Source organism: Gemmiger formicilis (assembly GCF_024462815.1).
In the GTDB taxonomy this organism is placed as follows: domain Bacteria; phylum Bacillota; class Clostridia; order Oscillospirales; family Ruminococcaceae; genus Gemmiger.
Genome location: NZ_JANGCG010000009.1, coordinates 31126 through 51388, shown reverse-complemented (window position 1 = coordinate 51388; position 20263 = coordinate 31126). Strand labels below are relative to the sequence as shown.

Below are 20263 nucleotides of genomic sequence, written 5' to 3'. Positions count from 1 at the left end.
GGCATCCCGCCGCGCGCTTTCGGCGGGGTGGGGTCCCCCCGCCCTACGTGCCTCTATGCCATTGACAGCTGTTTTCTTCACATTTTCTCCATAATCTATACAATTCCTCCCCTTTGATAAAATTCTTATCAAAGGGGATTTTTTGCTGATTGTAACCGTTGCCCCCGCCGGGTATACTAAGGCCATAGCAAACAACAAACGGCGCGGCAAACGCCAACGCCGTATCATCACAGGAGGTACACTATGTATTATTCCAGCGGTAACTATGAAGCCTTTGCCACCCCCAAAAAGCCCGAGGGTGTTGACAGCAAGTCTGCCTATATTGTCGGCTCCGGTCTGGCGGCGTTGTCCGCGGCCTGCTACTTGGTGCGCGATGCCCAGATGAAGGGCGAGCGCGTCCACGTTCTGGAAAAGGACCCCATCCCCGGCGGCGCCTGTGACGGCTACAAGTACGAGGACCTGGGCTACGTGATGCGCGGCGGCCGCGAGATGGACAACCACTTTGAATGTATGTGGGATTTGTTCCGTTCCATCCCCTCCATCGAGGACGAGAACCACACCGTGCTGGACGAGTATTACTGGCTGAATAAGGCCGACCCCAACTACAGCCTCTGCCGCGCCACCGTCAACCGCGGCGAGGATGCCCACACCGACGGCAAGTTCGGTCTGAGCGACAAGGCCGCCATGGAGATTATGAAGCTCTTCATGACGCCGGACGAGGGTCTGTATGACAAGAAAATCACCGATTTCTTTGATGATGAGGTGCTGAACTCCAACTTCTGGATGTACTGGCGCACGATGTTCGCCTTTGAAAACTGGCACAGCGCGCTGGAGATGAAGCGCTATCTGCAGCGCTACATCCACCACATCGGCGGTCTGCCCGACTTCACCGCCCTGCGCTTCACCCGCTACAACCAGTATGAGTCGATGATTCTGCCGATGGTCAAGTATCTGGAGGGCTTCGGCGTCCAGTTCCACTACAACACCAAGGTCACCAACATCGCCTTTGACTGCGCCGGCGGCAAGAAGCAGGCCACCCGCATCGACGTGCTGCATGACGGCCAGGAGGAGAGCATCGACCTGACCGAGAATGATCTCGTCTTTATCACCAACGGCGGCTGTGTCGAGAACTCCACCCTCGGCAGCCAGAACACCCCCGCCCCCTACAAGCCCGAAATCAAGGAAGGCGGCGGCTGGGACCTGTGGCGCAAGATTGCCGCGCAGGACCCGAGCTTCGGCCATCCCGACAAGTTCTGCTATGACCCCGAGCTCTCCAATTGGATGAGCGCCACCATCACCACGCTGGATCTGCGCATCGTGCCCTATATTAAGAAAATCTGCAAGCGCGACCCGTTCAGCGGCAAGGTTGTCACCGGCGGCATTGTCACGGTGCAGGATTCCGGCTGGCTGCTCAGCTGGACGCTGAACCGTCAGCAGCAGTTCCGTGACCAGCCCAAGGACCAGCTCTGCGTCTGGGTCTACGGCCTGTTCACCGACAAGCCCGGCGACTTCGTCAAGAAGCCGATGCGTGACTGCACCGGCAAGGAAATCTGCATGGAGTGGCTGTACCACATCGGCGTGCCTGAGGACCAGATTGAGGATATGGCCGCCAACAGCGCCAACACCGTGCCCTGCATGATGCCGTATATCGACGCCTTCTTTATGCCGCGCACCGCGGGTGACCGCCCCGACATCGTGCCCGAGGGCGCTGTGAACTTCGCCTTCCTGGGCCAGTTTGCCGAGACGAAGCGCGACACCATCTTCACCACCGAGTATTCCATCCGCACCGGCATGGAGGCCGTGTACACCCTGCTGAACGTTGACCGTGGCGTGCCCGAGGTCTGGGGCAGCGTGTATGACATCCGCTGCCTGCTGGATGCCACCGTCAAGCTGCGCGACGGCCGCAAGATTACCGACATGGAGATGCCGCTGGTCGGCAAGCTCGCCATGAAGGAGGCCCTGAAGAAGATTGAGGGCACCGAGGTTGAGAAGCTGCTGAAAGAGTATAATGTAATCTGATTTTTCCTCTCTGCACACAAAGCGGGAGCTGCCCGGAATGGACAGCTCCCGCTTTGTTGTGTTTAGGGATACCGGGCCGTAAAGGCAAGGCTGCCCCCTTTCGTTTTGTCGATTTGTGTTCCTTATACTGCGGAACCAACCCATATTACAAATAAGCGCACAAAAAAGCCCCGCAGGGCAAAAAGAATGGCCCCGCGGGTAATTTACAAAATGTTCATAGGAATAACATAGTTTTTTAGCAGTTATCCGATACTATATAAGCACAGGGTTACGGAGCCGCAACCGTAACGCTGGAACATGATTCCTCCTCACACAAACCGATACCCTTAAAGCCCCCATCCGGAGCCGCAACCGGATGGGGGCAATTCTTTGTCTATTTTTTGCTATTTTCGCTTTTTGAACGCCGTGCCGAAGCCCACCACCCCGGCGCACATCGCCGCGGCCAGCGCTTCCAGCGGGAAGTCATCACCGGTCTGCGGCAGGGTGGGCGTTTTGGGTTTGGCCGGGCGTGCGGGCGGGTCATAGCGGTTCACAAACACAAGGCTGTCCGCCTTGGCCGTCTCGCCGTCCCGCACGGCCCAGAGCTCGGTGCGCAAGGTTCCGTCCGGGCGTGTTGTCACCCGCACCGTCACGGTGTAGGCGCGGGCATCGTAGCTTGTGTAGGGGGCGCTGCCCTTGGCCTGCGCCACGCGGTAGGTGTAGTCCCCCGGCTCGTCAAAGGACAGCCCCGTAAAATACGCCGTGCCGCCGTTTTTGATTTGCAGGCTGGTCTGCGCCGGGGCGGGGGCCGTGCCCTGCGGCGTAATGCCGACGGTGTACACCGCCGTGCTGCCTGCGCCGTCGGTGCGCACCGTAACCGGGACAGACGCCCCCGCCTGCGCCGCCGCTACCGGCAGCGCCAGCGCAAGGGCCAGCACCGCCACCGCAGCAGCCCGCCGGGCCATTGTGGCAAAACTCATTCACTCTCATCTCCTTCTTGCACCGGGCACAGCCGCCCCAGCAGCACCACCCGGCCATTGGTTTCGGCCCCGGCGCAGGTTGACAGCGCCGCCAGCCTGTCCCCCGCCGCCGCGCCAATGTCCCGCCACTGCACCGCGTTCGCCGCCGCGTAGTCCAGCAGGGTCTGCACGCTGTCGGTATACTGCTCCGGCGTGTAAAGCACCGGGTCATAGGCGTCCGCCTCCAGGCAGGCAAACAGCTCCAGCGTATACGCCGCGCCGGGCACAACCACGCTGGCGTCGGGGTGGGCGTCAAAGTAGGCGGCATCGGCAAATTTCGATACATCGCCGAACATTGCGCCGTTTTCCATATGGTGGCCATAGAAAATGCTGTAGGCATCGGTTAAATCAGGCGCGTTGCGGCTGTCGAGAAAGACTGCCCCGGACAGCGAGAACACACCGTAGACGTCCCGGTTGATGTAGTCCATATTCGTGGCGCCCTGCACAACGGGGTAGTCGATGTGGGTGCCATCCACCGTCAGCCAGCCGCGCACATCGGGGTTCACGGCCTGCAGCTCCGTTAAGGTCGGGGCGGCGGCGGAAAGGACGGCGGGCTTATAGCGCAGCAGCTCTGCGCCCGCAAACGCCCCGCGGCTGACGGCGGCATCCTGCCAGAGGGCCAGCCCCGCAAAGGCCAGCAGCCCCAGCATCAGCACCGCTGCCAGCGCACTGACAACGGCACTGCCCGCCCGGGCCAGCCGGGCCGCAAGGCTCATCGGTCAGTGTGGCGGCGCTTGCGGAAGAACACGGCCCCGCTGCCCGCGGCCAGCGCCAGCATGGCACCGTAGGGTGCGGCGTCCAGCAGCAGGCCGGTGGGTGTGGCGGCATTGCGGGTGTTGGTCACGGTCAGGGCAGTGTCGGCGGCGGGCATTGTCTGCTGGTCAAGGGCCTTCCCCTCGCCCAGCGATGCACCGGCGGCGTCCGTCCATGCGGTGGTGTAGTTGGCGGCATCGGTGCCGCTCTCGGTGATGGTATAGGTTGTGCCCGCGGGCAGACCGGTGACCTCAATCACCTCGCCGCCCTTGATGGTCTCGGTAATGTCGGCCTTGCCGTCCACAAATTTCAGCACCGCGCTGTTTGCCAGCGTTTCGTCCGCCTTGCCGGTTTTGACCGTGACTGAGGCCATATGCGCAGTCTCGTCCGGGTCGTCAAAGTGGAGGGTGAAGGCGAATTCGTCCCCATAGTCGGCAAAGTTGCCCGCCAGCTGCTTGGTCACGGTCAGGCCGTAGGTGGTGTAGACGTTCTCAATCTCGTCCACCTTATCGCCGCCCGCCTGCGGGGCCAGCACGGCATAGTCAATCTTCAGCTCGGTGTTCTCGGGGTCGGAGGGGTTGGCGTTGACCACCCGCACCTTGAGCAGATGGACCGGCGCGGTGGACAGACCCGTAATGCCGTGGTCCTGCTCGGTCAGGCGGTAGTAGTATACGCCCGGCGTGGTGAATTTGGTCAGGTCAAAGTCCACGGTAACGTCACTGTCCGCGTTGGCAACGCCGGTATCGTCCACCGTAAAGGCCGCCGTGACCGTGCCGGTTTTAATCTGGTCAGCCGTGCCCAGCTGGGCGCCGTCCTCCGGCGTTGGCGGCAAGTCACCCTGCTGCGCGGGGCTGACGGCAAGGGCAATGCTGCCCTGTATGCCGCCCGCGCCGGGGGCATTTTCCAGGCTGATACCTTTTTTAAAGGTAATGCTGGCATCGGTGACCGGCAGCACGGCGGGCTCGACCTCTGCGGCGAGGGCCGTGGCGGACACAGCGCCGGTGAGCAGCGCAGCGGTAAGTACAGCAGAAAGTCTGATTGCGTTCATAAGGGTGGCTCCTCTCAGATGTGTGGGTAAAATCGTCCATGGGTATCGTGTCAAATGCCGTTTCTCCGCATAATCGCGATGACCCGGCCCTGTATCTCCCCGGTTTGCACCGGGCCGAACCACCGGCTGTCGCGGGCACCGGCGCGGGCATCGCAGAGGATGAAATATTCCCCCTCCGCCAGCGTCAGCGGGTAGGCAGGGCCGTCCTCATAGGGCGGGGTCGGCTCGTAGATATCGGACTCGGCCACAACACTGCCGTTGATGACAAGACTGTTTGCCGCCGTCACCTCCACGGTGTCGCCGCCGCGTGCGGCCACACGGCCGGTGTACCGCCGCCCATCCTTGTCGAGCACGACAACCTCCCCGGCTGTATAGCCGCGTGGGAGCCGGTAAAAGAGCAGCAGATCCCCCGGCTTGATGTGGGGGTGCATGGTATCGTCCGGCTGCAGCGCCAGCCCGAACACCACACCGAACAGCAGCACCAGCAGCACGGCCAGCGCCCCGGCGCGGAACAGAAACTCGCGGATATCCGCCAGCGCGGCGCGGCGGCTTGTCTCGGTCACGGCGTACGCCTCCTTCTGCGGCAGGTCAGCGCCAGGCAGGCCAGCGCGGCCAGCACCAGCCAGCCGGGCACACGGTCAACGTGCAGGCCGGTGGGCGGCACGCCATCTTTGTTGTTGACTACGGTCAGCGCGGTATTTTCAGCGCCCATCGTGCCCGCATAGCTTGTGCCAAGGGCCACCGCATTGCCGTCATCAATGCTTGTCTCATAATCCGCCAGCGCCGCTTCCGTTACCGCCACGCGCTGGCCGGGCCGCAGGCGACCGATGGTCACACTGCCCCGGTGGGGTATTGTAAAGCCCTCGGCTGTCAGCGCCGCGCCGCCGGAGACGGTCACACTTTCACTTGCCTGCGTCACAGGCACATCGTCCACCGTGGCCGTAAAGGCAAAGCCGCGGCGGGTATCGCCCATGCCGCCGGTCACACGCTTGGTCACGGTCAGCGTCAGGAAGGGTGCATAGGTGTTGGTAATAACGGCCTCGCCCACGCCGCCGGACGGCACCTGTACCGCGGCAGAGGCTTCTGCGGTGGTGCAGTAGTAGCTTTCCAGATCCGGGTGGGCAGTTTCGGTCACGGTGTAGCGGCCCACCGGCACGCCGCTTACGGTCACGCTCTGCACGCCGGGCATGGCAATCTCCAGCACGCCCGGGGCAGTCAGCTCCCGCGTCTCGACCGTGCCGCTGTCATAGGTCAGCGTGTAGCGGCCCACCGGCAGGCTGTCCACCGCAAAGACGTTCGTCACGGCATTGGCCTCGGTGCGTAGGGTTTCATCGGTCACCGCCTTTGTAATGCGCAGGCTGCCGGTCTGGCGGGCGTAGGTATTTTCAAAGGCTGCCACGGTTTCCGCCGTGGTGTTCAGCGTAAGGTCGGCCAGCTGCGGCGTGCTGCCCGCCGTCTGCCAGTCCTCGCCGTTCAGGGCGGTGCGGCTGCCCAGATAGAGCAGCCCCGCCGGGGCGGCGTGGGCGGTTTCGGTCACGGTGTAGCGCTCGGTGCGGCCGGTGCTGTCGGAGAGGGGCAGATGCAGCACAAGGGTGCGCTCGGCATCGGTGCTGCCCTGCGCCATGGCGTCACCGCGCACGGTGGCCACGGCTGTACCCGCGCCGTTGGTCACGGTGAACTCCACCAGCGGCCAGATGGCGGCACGCTCGGCGTCCGTCAGGGTGCCGTCCAGCTGTTTGGTCAGCCGCAGGGCGGCTTCATCGGGCTGCAGCGGGGCGGGCTGGGTGCTGAACCAGACATCGTCCAGTAGGTTGCCCTCGCACTTATCGCCGCCCGCCGTGGACACCGCCAGAAAGAAGAACCGGCTGACATACTGCCCCGCGGGCACGGTGTAGGTGCCACCATGGACAGCCCACGCGGTGTTGCCGTCGGTCAGGATGCCGTTGCCGCTGCCCTCCTTGACGATGTACTCGCTGATGGTGTGGCTTTCGCCGTCCACCGTCACGGTTCTGTTCAGCGCCGCGGCCACATTGCCGCCTGCGCAGCCGGAAAGCTCCTGCGTAATGGCATCCGCCATCGCAACAGGCGCAATCAGCAGCACCATGCTGTCCGCCCCGGTGCGGCCCCGGTGGGACAGCGACCAGTAGAGCGTGGCACCCGGCACGGTCAGCACATCCTGATACAAAGCGCCGTAGGCCTCGCAGTTCAGCTCGGCAAACTGGTTGCCGCCGTGGGCGCTTTCGGCATGGTAGCAGACCGTGGGGTCATTGGCATCGGTGCTCTGCCGGCCGTTGATGGTATCGGTGTAGGCCCGGCGCGTGCCGTCCACAACTTCAATGTAGCGGCCATCGACCTTGGTGTTCCAGTGGGGTGCCGTGCCGGTGGTGCGCCAGACAATGCCCGCATCGGTGGCGGCGTCCGGCGCCTGGATAAAGTGGGAGCGCTTCTGCGCGTTGGGGTAGCTGAGCAGGCCGCTGTTGCCTGCCACGGCGGGCGTTTCAAAGCCGCCGTTCTGCAGCTGGATGTAATAGGGCACCTGTGCGGCGGCGGAGGTCAGCGCGGTATCGCCGGTGACCTCGACCCGGTACCACAAGCGCTCGGTGTCGCCGGGCTTGGCCGCCAGCGAGTCCAGCGCGGCGTTGAGCCGCTGCTCACTGCCGGGGGTAATGTTCCACCCATTGCCCGAGCACTGCTGCGGCGTGACCGCCTCCCAGCTCTGGCCGTCCCGGCTGCGGTACCATGTGTAGGTCAGGCCGGGCTGACGCGCATCACTGCCGTTGACCACGGCGGTAAAGCAGCCATCGGCGCTGATGGTGTCGCGCAGCTCCACGCTTTCCACGGTGACAGACGCGGCGGGCGCAGCCTGCAGCGCAGGCGCGTGGTCCGGGGCGGCGGTCTCCGGGGTTTCTGTCGGCACAGGGGCCTGTGTCGGGGTCGGTTCTGTCGGCTCCGGGGACGCCACAGGCTCCGGCGGCAGGGTTGCCGCGGGGGTCTGCTCCGGGGCTTCTTCTGATATTTCGGGTGGCAATTCGGGCGGGGTTTCGGTCGGCGCGGCAGTCGGCTCCGCAGGTGCAGCCATGGGCTCTGTGGTCAGCTCCGGTGTGGCTTCCTCCGCCGGGGCCGCGGTGGGCTGCGGCTCAGCCGTCGGCAGCGGGACGGGTTCCGGCGCAGGGGTCGGCGCGGCGGGTTCGTCCACCGCCGGGGCGGGTATTGCTTCCCCAGACGGCGCGGGCGGGTCGGAGTCTGCCGGTTCCACCGCGGCGGGCGGTTCGGTCAGTGCGGGCGGCTCATCCGCAAAGACCGCGCTGGCCATGCTTGCCGCCATACAACAGGCCAGCAGCACAGCCAACAGACGTTTTTTCATAGGCTGTTTCCTCCTCTCAGGTTGTCCATTCCCGGGCTCGCTTCGGAGTATACCGCCCCGCCCCCCGCAGAAACCGTCGAGGGCTGTTTTTGGCCAAAAGGTTACACGAAGGAGCAGGACAAGCCATAAAATGGCGGTGCCGCAAGGTCGGTGGGATTCCTGCCCCGCAAATGCCGTTTGCGAGTACCATTACGGAACAATCACCCCCCACGCCTTCTTCACACCCTCCACCTCGGCGGCGGACAGGCCGGGAGCATCGGCGTTGTCAAACAGGCTGCCGTACCGGTAAAGCGCTGCGCCCTGCACGCCCGCACGGTCCAGCGCCGCCAGCTGGTCGGCCAGCGCGTGGCCGGTGTACCACTCCGTCCCGGTGTCGGAGCCGTCCCCCGCGCCGATGCGATACGCCCCCAGCCCCGCATACAGCCGCACCCCCGCCGCACGCGGCAGGGCCGCCCACGCGGCGGCCAGCTTGGCAAGGCTCTGCGTGTCATCGCCGTTTTTTACATATTCCAGCCCCCAGTACAGCTGGGGCAGCAGATAGTCCACCGTGCCCTGCCGCAGCCAGCGGGCCGCATCACCGTACTGCAGGGCGTAGCTCTGCTCCGGGTTGCCCGCCGGGGCCGCGCCAAACCGCACGCCATACTGCCGGGTGACCGCGTGGCAGCGCTCCATCAGGGCGTTCACGTTCTCCCGCCGCCAGTCCGCTTGCGTCAGCGCCGAGCCGCTGGCCGCGTAATCCGCCGCGTCAAACGCCGGGTCGGTGGTGGGGTAAAAGTAATCGTCAAAATGGATGCCGTCAATCGCGTACCCCGCGCAGAGCTCCTCCACGCTGTCGGCAATATACTGCCGCACCGCGGCGCTGGCCGGGTCCAGATACGCGCCCGTGTCCGTGTATTTCACCCACTCCGGGTGCAGCCGGGCCGGGCTTGCGTCACACAGCGCCGGCGCACCCCCGGCCTGCAGGCGGTAGGGGTTGATCCACGCTTCCAGCTCGAGCCCGCGCTCATGTGCCGCCGCCACCAGCAGCGCCAGTGGGTCAAAGCCGGGGTTCTGCCCCTGCACGCCGGTGCAGATGTGGCTGAACGGAAAGTACGCGCTGGGGTAAAGCGCATCCCCGAAGGGCCGCACCTGTGCCAGCACCACGGTGGCCCCAAGGGCGTGGATGTTGTCCATCATACTGTCAATATCGGCGCGGAACGCCTGCCCGGACGTAAAATCCACCCGCTGCCATTCCAGATAGCTGACCCACACCGCACGGTACGGCACCGCCGCGGGTGCCGCCGTGGCGGTGGGCACGGCGGTAGGTGCCGGGTCGGTCTGCCGCTGCCGGGGCAGGGCCAGCAGCGGGGCCAGCAGAAAAACCGCAAGGATAAAAAGGCAATAGCTCAATCGGCGCATAAGGGCTCCCTCCCGGTACAGGCTATGCCGTACGGCCGGGCTTTAGCACAGAATCTGCTTTTAAAATACATTTGGGGCAACACCGCACAATTCCCGCCTGACGGCTTAAGCACCACTACTGCGGCTGCGAAGCACTTAGAATTGTGCGGTATTGTCCTTAACGAAATTAAATTGACATTTTCTTCCAAGCGGTGTTATAATGTTCTAATATATAACACATCAAAGGCGGAGCAGCTATGACCAGAGAACAGGTCGAACAGGAAATGGCCCAATACCGCACAATTTTTACCGTTGTGCGGCTGTTGGAGGCAAAGCAGGTGGGCGGCAGCAGTGACGTCCACGAATACTGCAAGTGCTATGCCTATTGGGAGAAGGACGCCTCCTGCAAGAACTGCATTTCCCGGCAGGTTCTGGAGGATCACCGCCAGCGCACTAAGCTGGAATATATGGGCCGGGAGGTCTTTCAGGTCACGGCGGTCTACCGCGAGGTGGACGGCCGCCCCTGTGTGATGGAGCTGGTGCAGCAGCTGGACAGCGAGACCCTCATCGACCCCGAAAACGGCGACCGCCTGATGGACAGCATCAACGGCTATCATGTCAAGCTCTACCGTGACTCGCTGACGGACGGCTACAACCGCCGCTATTTTGAGGATGTGCTGAAAAACAAAACCGAGCCCGCCGGTGTGGCGATGCTCGATCTGGACGATTTCAAGCTGTACAACGATACCTACGGCCACCGTGCGGGCGATATGGCCCTGCGCACCGCCGTGGATGTGGTGCACGGCTGCATCCGCAAGAGCGATTTCCTTGTGCGGTACGGCGGCGACGAGTTTCTGCTGGTGCTGCCGGGCATTAAGGGCGCAGCCTTTCAGGCCAAGCTGGAGCGCATCTGCCACCAGCTGCACGCCGCCACCGTGCCGGGCTACAGCCGTTTGCATCTTTCGAGCAGCATCGGCGGCGTGATGACCCGCCCCGGCGAGACGATGGAACAGGCTGTGGCCCGCGCCGACCGGCTGATGTACCAGGCCAAAAACCGCAAAAATATGGTGGTGACCGAGGCCACCGCCGCCACAAACACTTCCACTGCCGCCGGGCGGGAGAGCCAAACCCGGCAGAACATCCTGATTGTCGATGACTCCGAGATGAACCGCGCCATTCTGGCCGAGATTCTGGGCAGTGACTACAATATTATCGAGGCCGCCAACGGCCGCGAGTGTCTGGCCATGCTGGACCAGTACGATACCGGCATTGCACTGATTCTGCTGGACATTGTCATGCCGGTCATGGACGGCTTTGAAGTGCTGAACGTCATGAACCGCAACCACTGGATTGAGGATATCCCGGTCATTATGATTTCCAGCGAGGACTCCGACACAATTGTCCGCCGCGCCTATGAGCTGGGTGTCTCGGACTATGTCAGCCGCCCCTTTGACGCGGGCGTGGTCTACCGGCGTGTTTTCAACACCATCAAGCTCTACGCCAAGCAGCGGCGGCTCATCTCGCTGGTGACCAGTCAAACGCGGGAAAAAGAGAAGAACGTCCAGATGATGGTCTCGATTCTGAGCGAGATTGTGGAGTTCCGCAACGGTGAAAGCGGCGCCCACGTGCAGCACATCGGCACGCTGACCCAGCGCCTGCTCGAGCGCCTGACCCAGAAAACTGACAAGTACGACCTGCCGCCCGAGAAGCAGGAGCTGATTGTGCTGGCCTCGGCGCTGCATGACATCGGCAAGGTTGCGATTGATGACAAAATCCTGAACAAGCCCGGCCGACTGACACAGGAGGAGTTCAACCAGATGAAGAAGCATACCACCATCGGCGCAAGTATGCTGGACAATCTGGGCAACTACCGCAACGAGGAGCTGGTGCGCACCGCCTACGAAATCTGCCGCTGGCACCACGAGCGCTGGGACGGCCGCGGCTACCCCGATGGGCTGGCCGGGGACCGCATCCCGATTTCGGCGCAGGTGGTCTCGATGGCGGACGTCTACGATGCGCTGGTAAGCAAGCGCGTCTACAAGGCGGCCTACCCGCCGGACACCGCGGTGCAGATGATTCTGCACGGCGACTGCGGCCAGTTCAACCCCCTGCTGCTTGAATGTCTTTTGGAGATACAGGACGTGCTGAAGGCCGAAATCGTGGAGGCCGCAGAGAATAACTGATTGCCCCGGCGCAGAGCGTGTGTATAGGCTCTGCGCCGGTTTTTTATCGGCAGTTGCCGGGCAGCAGAGCCCCGCTCCCTACGGCCATACCACATTTCAAACGGCATTTTCGGCAGAACCGGTCGAACTCTGTTGAAACCATTCCTCTGGTGTGGTATAATAAGATGCTTAACTATACAGCTTTACGCAGTGTCCGCCCCTGCGGAGCCTGCCGAATAATAAAGATTGAGAGGAAACCGGATTTGCACGTAACATCAAAGCGCGAAAAGCTGCAATACGCCTATGTATTTATAACTGATTTGCTGACGCTGACCGTCAGCATTGTGCTGGCATGGCTTATCACCGATGGCCTGCTGAACGTCATCGTCCCCTACGAGCCGCGGGACTGGATGCAAACCATCAGTCTTGTGTTTTTGTCCTTCGTGGCCACCTTCTTCTGCTTCGATCAGGACGAAAATATCGCCACCCGCAGCCTTGGCAGGGAATTTCGCCTGTCCGTCAAGTTCAACATCCTGCTTGGGCTGATCTACTCGGCCTTTATGCTGCTGACCAAGGCCACGATGCTGGACTCCCGCTATTTTGCCGTCATGGTGCCCACCGTGAATATGCTGCTGCTGCCGCTGGCCCACACCGCGCTGAAAAAGCTGCTGCTGCATTTTCAGCGCAGCTGGGGCATGGAAAGCCTCGTCGGCATTGTCACCACCGGTGACCGGGCCGAGCAGCTGATTGCCGAAATCAGCCGCGACTGGTCCCGCCGCATTGTCGGCATTGCCCTGCTGGAGGGCACACCCGAGGTTGTGGGCAGCCAGCTTTACGGCGTGGACGTAAAGGCCACCTTCACCGATTTTATGGACTGGATCCGGCGCGAGGCACTGGACGAGGTCTATGTGGACGTTCCGATGGACAGCAGCGAGAGCTTCATCCCCTATCTGGAGGAGATGGAGTCGATGGGCCTGACCGTGCATTTTCACCTGCCGCTGCTCGACCGCATCGAGGAAGCCTGCTGCGACGAGACGAGCGCTGCCCGGATGAGCCGCAGTCTGGGCCGCAGTGCCGGAGGCAACATTGTCACGATGGGCACGGTGGAGCTGAAACTCCATGACCAGCTTGCCAAGCGCTGCATGGACATTGTGGGCGCGCTGGTGGGCTGCATCATCAGCATCCCCATCATTGCCATTGTGGCCATTCCGCTGAAGCTCGAAAGCCCGGGCCCGCTGTTCTTCAAGCAGAAGCGCGTGGGGCGCAACGGCCGTTACTTCTATATCCACAAGCTGCGCAGTATGTATATTGACGCTGAGGAGCGCAAGAAGGAGCTGATGGCCCAGAACGAGATGAACGGCCTGATGTTCAAGATGGAGGATGACCCCCGCGTGACCAAGGTGGGCAAGTTCATCCGCAAGACCAGCATTGACGAGCTGCCGCAGTTCTTTGACGTGCTGCGCGGCGATATGAGCCTTGTGGGTACCCGCCCGCCGACAGTGGACGAGTACAAGCAGTACGAGAGCCACCACAAGCGCCGCCTGTCCATGAAGCCGGGCATCACCGGCCTGTGGCAGGTCAGCGGCCGCAGCAATATCGAGGATTTTGAGGAGGTTGTCAAGCTGGATGTGACCTACATTGACAACTGGTCCCTCTGGAATGATGTCAAGATTCTGTTCAAGACCGTCTACGTGGTATTTGCCGGCCGCGGCGCGAAGTAACCGTACCACAGTGCCAGCGCGTATCCGCCTTGCATCGGCCCGCGGGGTTTCCCGCAAGCGGTATTTCCCGGGGAGTTTCCCCTCATCCGGCCCGGAAAAGGCAGCCACAAAACCAAATCAAAAACGCCAAAACGGGGTCTGCATTGTGCAGGCCCCGTTTTGGTTGGTATAGGAAAATAAGAGAATGGCTTTGTATTCCCGCGTTACACGATTTTGCGGGATTTGTGGACGCCGGTCTTTAAGAACTCCACCCACTCCGCAATGTTCACGGCGTGGTCGCCCAGGCGCTCCAGATACTTGTCAATCATAAACAAATCCAGCGCAGTGCCGGCGTCATCCGGGTGGGCGGCAATGTAGACGGCAATTTCCTTGGAAATACGGCTGAACATAGCATCGCACTCATCATCGCGGGCGATGACCTGCGCAGCGGTGGACAAATCCACCTGCACATAGGCGGCAATGGCGTCCTTGACCATACGCAGGGCAATGTCACCCATCACGTACAAATCATCCAGCACGCCCACCGTGTGCGCACCGTCCGGGTGGAGATGCAGGGTGATTTCGGCAATATCGCTGGCCTGGTCGGCAATGCGCTCAATGTCGGTGACCATCTTCAGCGCGGTGGACACCTTGCGCAAATCGCCTGCCACAGGCTGCTGGCGCAGGAAAAGCGTCAGGCAGCGGTGCTCAATCTCATGCTCGGCGGAATCTATCTCGCTGTCCCGGGCAATCACGCTGCGGGCCAGCTCCACATCGCCGGTGCGCAGTGCGGTCATGGCGCTTTCAATCGCGCCACCCGCCGCGTGGCCCATCCGGGCCAGCATGGTGTCCAGCTGCATCAGCTCGGCATCGTACAGCTTGCGTACACTTGTACCCATTTTGTCCCCCTCCTTATCAACCGAAGCGGCCCGAGATGTAATCCTCGGTGCGCTTGTCCACCGGCGTGGCAAAGACGCGCTCGGTGGGGCCCATCTCGACCAGCTCACCCAGCAGGAAGAACGCCGTTTTATCGCTGATACGCGCAGCCTGCTGCATATTGTGGGTGACCATAACGATGGTGTAGTTTTCCTTCAGCTCGGTGGCCAGCTCCTCCACCTTGGAGGTGGAAATGGGGTCCAGTGCGCTGGTGGGCTCGTCCATCAGCAGCACCTCGGGCTCCACAGCCAGCGCGCGGGCAATGCACAGGCGCTGCTGCTGGCCACCGGACATTCCCAGCGCGCTCTTGTTCAGGCGGTCCTTGACCTCGTCCCAGATAGCCGCGCCGCGCAGGGATTTCTCCACAATTTCATCCAGCTGCGCCTTGTTGCGGATGCCGTGGGTGCGGGGGCCGTAGGCGATATTGTCATAGATGGACATCGGGAAGGGGTTGGGCTTCTGGAACACCATGCCGACCCGCTTGCGCAGGACGTTGACGTCCATCCTGTCCTTGTAGATGTCCACGCCGTCCAGCCGGATATCACCGGAGATGCGGCAGCCCTCGACCAAATCATTCATCCGGTTCAGGCTTTTCAGAAAGGTGGATTTACCGCAGCCGGAGGGGCCGATGAAGGCGGTGATCTCCTTTTCCGGGATATTGATGTTGACATTTTTCAGCGCATGGAAGCTGCCGTAATACAGGTCCATGCCCTTGACCTCAAATTTGTTCATAAAATGACCTCGTTCTTCTTTGATGCTGCACGTCGGACTTGGGCGGCGCAAAGGCGTCCCCCTCGGGGGAAGGCTTTTTTACTTCTTCGTCAGCTTCTTGGCTACCAGCCCGGACAGGGCGTTGATGGCCAGCACCAGCACCAGCAGGACCACGGCGGTACCGTAGGTCTGGCCGATGTACAGACCCTCGTTCGAGAGCAGATACATATGCACGGCCAGCGTGCGGGCGGAGCTGAACACACTGCCTGCAATCTTCGGCACCGAGCTTGCGGTGTAAATCAGCGCAGCGGTCTCGCCCACGATGCGGCCCGTGGCCAGAATGACGCCGGACAGAATACCGGGCATGGCCGACGGCAGCACAATCGTGAACACCGTGCGCAGCTTGCCTGCACCCAGACCAAAGCTGCCCTCGCGGTAGGAGTCCGGCACGGCAATCAGCGCTTCCTCGGTGGTGCGCATAATGACCGGCAGCACCATAATCGCCAGCGTGAACGCACCGGCAATCAGGCTGTAGCCCCAGTGCAGCTGCTGCACAAAGAACAGCATACCAAACAGGCCGTAGACGATGGACGGAATGCCCTGCAAAGTCTCGGTGGTGACACGCACGACCTTGACCAGCTTGCTGCCGCGGTGGGCATACTCCACCAGCCAGATGGCCGCAAAGATGCCCAGCGGCGTGGCAATCAACAGTGCAAACCCGGTCATAAGCACCGTGTTGATGAGCGCAGGCGTCAGGGACACGTTGTCGGAGTTATACTCCCACGCGAACAGCTCGGGCTTCAGGTTGGGGATGCCCATAACCAGAATGTAGCCGATGAGGAAAACCAGCACGGCGGCGGTCAGCAGGGCCGCCAGACGCACAAGCCAGCGCAGGGCGGCTGCCTGCATCCGGGCGGCGCGGCGGTTCTGCCCGCCGTGCGGCATAATGGCATGGGGTGCGGCTTGGGTCATGGACGCAGTATCCTTTGTTGCGGCAATCTCAGGCATGGTCGCTGCCTCCTTTCACCAGACTGAAGCAGAGGTTGATGAGCAGGATAAAGACGAAGAGCACCACACCGGTGGCAATCAGCGCTTCACGGTGGAGGTCTGCGGCATAGCCCATCTCGATGACGATGTTGGAGGTCATCGTGCGCAGGCCCTGGAACAGCCCCTTGGGCATCCACGTCTGGTTGCCGGCCACCATAACCACGGCCATTGTCTCGCCGATAGCGCGGCCGATGCCGAGAACCACCGCCGACATCACGCCGGACTTGGCGGCCGGCAGCACCGAGAAGAACACGCTGCGCTCATGGGTTGCACCCAGTGCCAGGCTGCCCTCGTAGTAGCTGTCCGGCACGGCGTCCAGGCTTGTCTTGCTGACCGTGATGATGGTGGGCAGAATCATAATGCCCAGCAGCACCGCGGCGGTGAAAAGGCTCATACCCTTGCCGCTTTTGACGCCCAGCACGTCCTTGAAGAAGGGCATCCTGACCATGGCCTGCACGGCAGGCACCAGCACAATCATACCGAAGAAGCCGTACACAACCGAGGGGATACCCGCCAGCAGCTGCACCGCCGGGAGCATAATACGGTTGATGCGGGGCGAGGCGAACTTGGACATATAGATGGCCGTCAGCACACCGATGGGCACGCCCACGATAATGGCACCCGCCGTGACGTAGATGCTGCCCAGGATCATCGGCAGGATGCCGAATATGTCATTGCCGGGCTTCCATGTGGTGCCCAGCAGGAATTTCAGCGGCCCGATTTTGAACAGCGTCGGTACACCGTTTGCAAACAGGAAGATACAGATGAGCGCCACCGCCAGAATTGACACACAGGCGCACAGCGTGAACACAACCTGCATCACGCCCTCTTTCAGCTTGGAGGTCATTTTTCCTATACTCCTTTAAATCAATGGGAATCGCACGGTAGGGGCGGGGTTCTGCCCCGCCCCTACGGCGTTACTGTGTTTTACTGCACGTCAGCCCAGGTGGTCAGCTCGCCGGTGTAGATGCCCTTGATCTGGTCAACAGTCAGGTCCTCAGTGGTGTTGGCGGGGTTGACAACCACGGCGATACCGTCCAGAGCCAGCACGGTAGCCTGTGCGCCACCCTCAACCTCGGAATCCTTCAGCTCGCGGCTGGCCATACCGATGGTGTAGGTGCCGTCCAGTGCGCCGGAGACGCCGGTGGTGGAGTCGGTGGTCAGCAGCTCAAGCTCCGCGTTGGGGTTGACGGTCTTGTAGCTCTCGATGAGCTTCTCCATCAGAGGAGAGACAGAGGAGGAACCGCCGACGGTAATCTTACCGGCAGGCTGGGCGGAGGTGAAGTCCGCACCGTCATTGCCAATGTAGCCGTTGTCGGTAGCCAGTGCCTGGCCATCCTTGCTCAGGACATAGGCGATGAAGTCGACGGCAACGGGGTCCGTGGCCTCGCCATTGGTGACGATGTTGAAGGGACGGGCCAGCACATAGCTGCCGTCCTTGACGGTCTCGGCAGAAGCGGCCACACCGCCGACCGTGACGGCCTTGACGGTGTCATTCAGAGAGCCAAGGCTGATGTACCCGATGGCGGTCTCATCGTTGGCAACGGCAGTCATAACGCCGTTGGTGCTGGACTGGATGGCGGCAGCCTCGGTGGTGTTGTCCACCTTCTGGCCGTCAGCGTTCTTCTCCTCAACGCCGGTCAGCTCAATGAAAGCGCCGCGGGTGCCGGAGCCGTCCTCACGGGAGATGACCGTGATGTCCTGATCGGTGTCAAAGTCACCGGCGGGGGCAGCCGAGGAAGCGGCGGAATCAGCGGAACCGCAGGCGGCTAAGCTCATAGCCATAGCGGCGGCAGTCACGGCGGCGATAACAGAAGTACGTTTCATTGTGTTGTATTCTCCCTTTTACCCATATGTTTTGGTATAGCGTCCGGATGTGTCTTTCTCGGAACAATGCTATTGTACCGCGCTTTTTTGCCGGTTTCGACCATGCTTGGGTACAATCGCGGTAAAGCTTTTGCAAAGCTGCGCCCCATTTTGTGTAGTGCGGGTAAAGTTTGTAAAGAAATGGAAAAATCCACATACGCAGCGTATAATAAGCACACGGTAGGGGCGGGGCTCTGCTCCGCCCGCGGGCCGCTGCGAGCATCGGCCTCTACAACGCGGCGTCTCATCGTAGGGGCGGGCATTGTCCGCCCGCAAGGCTCGCCACTTTACACAAATTTTACACAACATTTACTTTGCCGTGGTGGTGTGCTTTGTACGCATACATTATAATAGAAGGCGGTATAGTGAAAACAAAACAGAGAATGGATGTGTAACACCGGATGACCATTTTTAATGTGTTCACCCTGATGGGCGGCATTGCCATGTTCCTGTATGGCATGGACCTGATGGGGAAAGCGCTGGAACAGACTGCCGGCAGCAAGCTGCAGGGTATCCTGTCCACCATGACCAGCAGCCCCATCCGCGGGCTTCTGCTGGGTATGGCCGTAACCGCCGTCATTCAGTCCAGCGGTGCCACCACCGTTATGGCCGTCGGCTTCGTCAACTCGGGCCTTATGGAGCTCCATCAAGCCATCAGCGTCATTATGGGTGCGAACGTCGGCACCACCGTGACCGGCTGGCTGCTGTCCCTGTCGGGTCTAGAGGGTGACAGCTTCATCACCCGGATGATGAACCCCAACGCGTGGAGCCCTATTCTGGGTTTCATCGGCATCTGGATGTATATGATTGGCAAGGACCGCAAACGCGGGGTCGGCAAGATTCTGCTGGGCTTTGCCATCCTGATGGCCGGTATGAACACCATGTCCGGCGCTATGTCCCCCTTGGCGGACGAGCCGTGGTTCATGGATTTGTTCCTTAGCTTCTCCAACCCCATCTTCGGCGTTATCGCGGGCGCTGTGCTCACGGCTGTGCTGCAGTCCTCGTCGGCGTCTGTCGGTATTCTGCAGGCGCTGACCAGCACCGGCGCGGTCACCTACTCGGCCGCTGTGCCCATCATCATGGGCCAGAACATCGGCACCACCGTCACCGCGCTGATTTCCTCCGCGGGCGCCAACAAGAACGCCAAACGCACCGCCTTTGTTCATCTCTACTTCAACCTGATTGGCACCGTTATCTTCCTGTGCGGCTTCTACGGCCTGAACGCCCTGATTGGCTTTGCCTTCTTCAATGAGACGGCCAACACCTTCGGCATTGCGATTGTGCACACGGTTTTCAACGTGGTAACAACCGCCATTCTGCTGCCCTTCAACCGCCTGCTTGAAAAGCTGGCCATCCTGACCGTGCCCGACTCCCCCGCCGACAAAAAGCAGGAGAACACCCTGCTGGACGAGCGTCTGCTCACCACCCCCTCCGTGGCTGTGGGCCGCGCCATGCTGACCGGCAGCGATATGGCCGAAATCTGCCGTACCGCCCTTTTGCAGGCTATGTCCACCACCCGCGCCTGGAATGACGCCATCGCGGACGAGGTTGACCGCAAGGAGGACGCCGTTGACCACTACGAGGACGTGCTGGGCACCTATCTGGTCAAGCTGAGCGCCAAGCACCTTTCCGCCGAGGATAACCGCACGGTGAACACCCTGCTGCACACCATCGGCGACTTTGAGCGTATCTCCGACCACGCGGTCAACATCATCAAGACCGCCGAGGAAATCCGCACCAAGAACATCCAGTTCAGCGAGGAAGCCCTCAATGATTTGTCCGTGCTGGAGGCCGCCGTGCAGGATATTCTGAACCGCACGGTGGACGCCTTCCAGAAGGGCGACACCTACGCCGCCGCCAAGATTGAGCCGCTGGAGCAGGTTGTGGACGGCCTTGTGCGTGAGGTCAAGACCCGCCACATTGCCCGCCTGCAGGCCGGGGTCTGCACGATTGAGTACGGCTTTGTGCTGGATGATTTGCTGACCAACTACGAGCGCATTGCCGACCATTGTTCCAACATTGCGGTTGCCATGATTGAGGTTGCCGCCGACAAGTTTGATACCCACGAATACCTGAACAACGTCAAGCACGGCGGCAGCGTAAAATTTGAGCGCCGCTACGAGAAATACCGCGGCCGCTACACCTTCCCGCCGGAGGCGTACAGTGAATCGAGCGCCGAAGTGCCCGATTCAAAATAAAAGATAATAGATAAAAGATAAAAAATATGGATGCGCGTCAAACGCGCAAATTTAGAAATACAAAGGCAACCCCTTTTTCGGTTG

Annotated in this window: 15 protein-coding genes; 4 read left to right on the top strand and 11 right to left on the bottom strand. The window is 61.5% G+C overall.

The window, feature by feature from the left end:
- Positions 1 to 243: 243 nt before the first annotated feature.
- Positions 244 to 2019 (top strand): oleate hydratase, encoded by a 1776-nt coding sequence (locus tag NE623_RS09110; RefSeq protein ID WP_256273078.1) that lies wholly within the window; start codon positions 244 to 246, stop codon positions 2017 to 2019.
- A gap of 383 nt (positions 2020 to 2402) precedes the next feature.
- On the opposite strand, the gene NE623_RS09105 is transcribed toward NE623_RS09110, so the two are convergent.
- From NE623_RS09105 to NE623_RS09080, 6 genes are all read right to left on the bottom strand, one after another.
- Positions 2403 to 2978 (bottom strand): Spy0128 family protein, encoded by a 576-nt coding sequence (locus NE623_RS09105; RefSeq protein WP_256273079.1) that lies wholly within the window; start codon positions 2976 to 2978, stop codon positions 2403 to 2405.
- Positions 2975 to 3733, bottom strand: a complete 759-nt coding sequence (gene srtB, locus NE623_RS09100; protein ID WP_256273080.1) for a class B sortase — start codon at positions 3731 to 3733, stop codon at positions 2975 to 2977. The genes NE623_RS09105 and srtB overlap by 4 nt, the downstream gene beginning before the upstream one ends.
- Complete coding sequence (locus NE623_RS09095) at positions 3730 to 4818, bottom strand: DUF7601 domain-containing protein (RefSeq protein WP_256273081.1); 1089 nt, start codon at positions 4816 to 4818, stop codon at positions 3730 to 3732. Before NE623_RS09095 ends, srtB begins: the two co-directional genes overlap by 4 nt.
- A gap of 50 nt (positions 4819 to 4868) precedes the next feature.
- Positions 4869 to 5381 (bottom strand): signal peptidase I, encoded by a 513-nt coding sequence (gene lepB / locus NE623_RS09090; protein WP_256273082.1) that lies wholly within the window; start codon positions 5379 to 5381, stop codon positions 4869 to 4871.
- Positions 5378 to 8182, bottom strand: a complete 2805-nt coding sequence (locus NE623_RS09085) for a DUF7601 domain-containing protein (protein WP_256273083.1) — start codon at positions 8180 to 8182, stop codon at positions 5378 to 5380. Before NE623_RS09085 ends, lepB begins: the two co-directional genes overlap by 4 nt.
- Before the next feature lie 189 nt (positions 8183 to 8371).
- Entirely contained in the window at positions 8372 to 9580 is a 1209-nt protein-coding gene (locus NE623_RS09080; RefSeq protein WP_256273084.1) for a glycoside hydrolase family 10 protein, read from the bottom strand.
- A gap of 236 nt (positions 9581 to 9816) precedes the next feature.
- Between NE623_RS09080 and NE623_RS09075 the strand changes: the two genes are divergently transcribed.
- Positions 9817 to 11742, top strand: coding sequence for a diguanylate cyclase domain-containing protein (locus tag NE623_RS09075; RefSeq protein ID WP_256273085.1), 1926 nt, complete (start codon positions 9817 to 9819; stop codon positions 11740 to 11742).
- Positions 11743 to 11984: 242 nt separating this feature from the next.
- A complete protein-coding gene (locus tag NE623_RS09070; RefSeq protein ID WP_256273086.1) occupies positions 11985 to 13442 on the top strand; it encodes a sugar transferase in 1458 nt (485 codons plus the stop codon).
- A 203-nt stretch (positions 13443 to 13645) separates the two neighbouring features.
- On the opposite strand, the gene phoU is transcribed toward NE623_RS09070, so the two are convergent.
- The 5 genes from phoU to NE623_RS09045 form a co-directional block, all read right to left on the bottom strand.
- Positions 13646 to 14320, bottom strand: coding sequence for a phosphate signaling complex protein PhoU (gene phoU / locus NE623_RS09065; protein WP_256273087.1), 675 nt, complete (start codon positions 14318 to 14320; stop codon positions 13646 to 13648).
- A 16-nt stretch (positions 14321 to 14336) separates the two neighbouring features.
- A complete protein-coding gene (gene pstB, locus NE623_RS09060) occupies positions 14337 to 15089 on the bottom strand; it encodes a phosphate ABC transporter ATP-binding protein PstB (protein ID WP_256273088.1) in 753 nt (250 codons plus the stop codon).
- A 78-nt stretch (positions 15090 to 15167) separates the two neighbouring features.
- The gene (gene pstA / locus NE623_RS09055) at positions 15168 to 15977 is read right to left on the bottom strand and encodes a phosphate ABC transporter permease PstA (protein WP_370866726.1); all 810 of its coding nucleotides are present in this window, start codon (positions 15975 to 15977) and stop codon (positions 15168 to 15170) included.
- Positions 15978 to 16068: 91 nt separating this feature from the next.
- Positions 16069 to 16962, bottom strand: a complete 894-nt coding sequence (gene pstC / locus NE623_RS09050; protein ID WP_256273089.1) for a phosphate ABC transporter permease subunit PstC — start codon at positions 16960 to 16962, stop codon at positions 16069 to 16071.
- An 80-nt stretch (positions 16963 to 17042) separates the two neighbouring features.
- Positions 17043 to 17942 (bottom strand): substrate-binding domain-containing protein, encoded by a 900-nt coding sequence (locus NE623_RS09045; protein ID WP_256273090.1) that lies wholly within the window; start codon positions 17940 to 17942, stop codon positions 17043 to 17045.
- A 440-nt stretch (positions 17943 to 18382) separates the two neighbouring features.
- On the opposite strand from NE623_RS09045, the gene NE623_RS09040 reads away from it, so the two are divergent.
- On the top strand, positions 18383 to 20179 hold the full coding sequence (locus tag NE623_RS09040; RefSeq protein ID WP_256273311.1) for a Na/Pi cotransporter family protein: 1797 nt from the start codon (positions 18383 to 18385) through the stop codon (positions 20177 to 20179).
- Positions 20180 to 20263: the final 84 nt, after the last annotated feature.

Bases quoted from the DNA above. Each gene is read 5' to 3' on its own strand.
- NE623_RS09045 (WP_256273090.1), bottom strand. From the start codon at position 17,942: ATGAAACGTACTTCTGTTATCGCCGCCGTGACTGCCGCCGCTATGGCT.
- pstB (WP_256273088.1), bottom strand. From the start codon at position 15,089: ATGAACAAATTTGAGGTCAAGGGCATGGACCTGTATTACGGCAGCTTC.
- NE623_RS09040 (WP_256273311.1), top strand. From the start codon at position 18,383: ATGACCATTTTTAATGTGTTCACCCTGATGGGCGGCATTGCCATGTTC.
- NE623_RS09080 (WP_256273084.1), bottom strand. From the start codon at position 9,580: ATGCGCCGATTGAGCTATTGCCTTTTTATCCTTGCGGTTTTTCTGCTG.
- phoU (WP_256273087.1), bottom strand. From the start codon at position 14,320: ATGGGTACAAGTGTACGCAAGCTGTACGATGCCGAGCTGATGCAGCTG.
- NE623_RS09105 (WP_256273079.1), bottom strand. From the start codon at position 2,978: ATGAGTTTTGCCACAATGGCCCGGCGGGCTGCTGCGGTGGCGGTGCTG.
- pstA (WP_370866726.1), bottom strand. From the start codon at position 15,977: ATGCAGGCAGCCGCCCTGCGCTGGCTTGTGCGTCTGGCGGCCCTGCTG.
- srtB (WP_256273080.1), bottom strand. From the start codon at position 3,733: ATGAGCCTTGCGGCCCGGCTGGCCCGGGCGGGCAGTGCCGTTGTCAGT.
- NE623_RS09095 (WP_256273081.1), bottom strand. From the start codon at position 4,818: ATGAACGCAATCAGACTTTCTGCTGTACTTACCGCTGCGCTGCTCACC.
- NE623_RS09110 (WP_256273078.1), top strand. From the start codon at position 244: ATGTATTATTCCAGCGGTAACTATGAAGCCTTTGCCACCCCCAAAAAG.
- pstC (WP_256273089.1), bottom strand. From the start codon at position 16,962: ATGACCTCCAAGCTGAAAGAGGGCGTGATGCAGGTTGTGTTCACGCTG.
- NE623_RS09075 (WP_256273085.1), top strand. From the start codon at position 9,817: ATGACCAGAGAACAGGTCGAACAGGAAATGGCCCAATACCGCACAATT.
- NE623_RS09085 (WP_256273083.1), bottom strand. From the start codon at position 8,182: ATGAAAAAACGTCTGTTGGCTGTGCTGCTGGCCTGTTGTATGGCGGCA.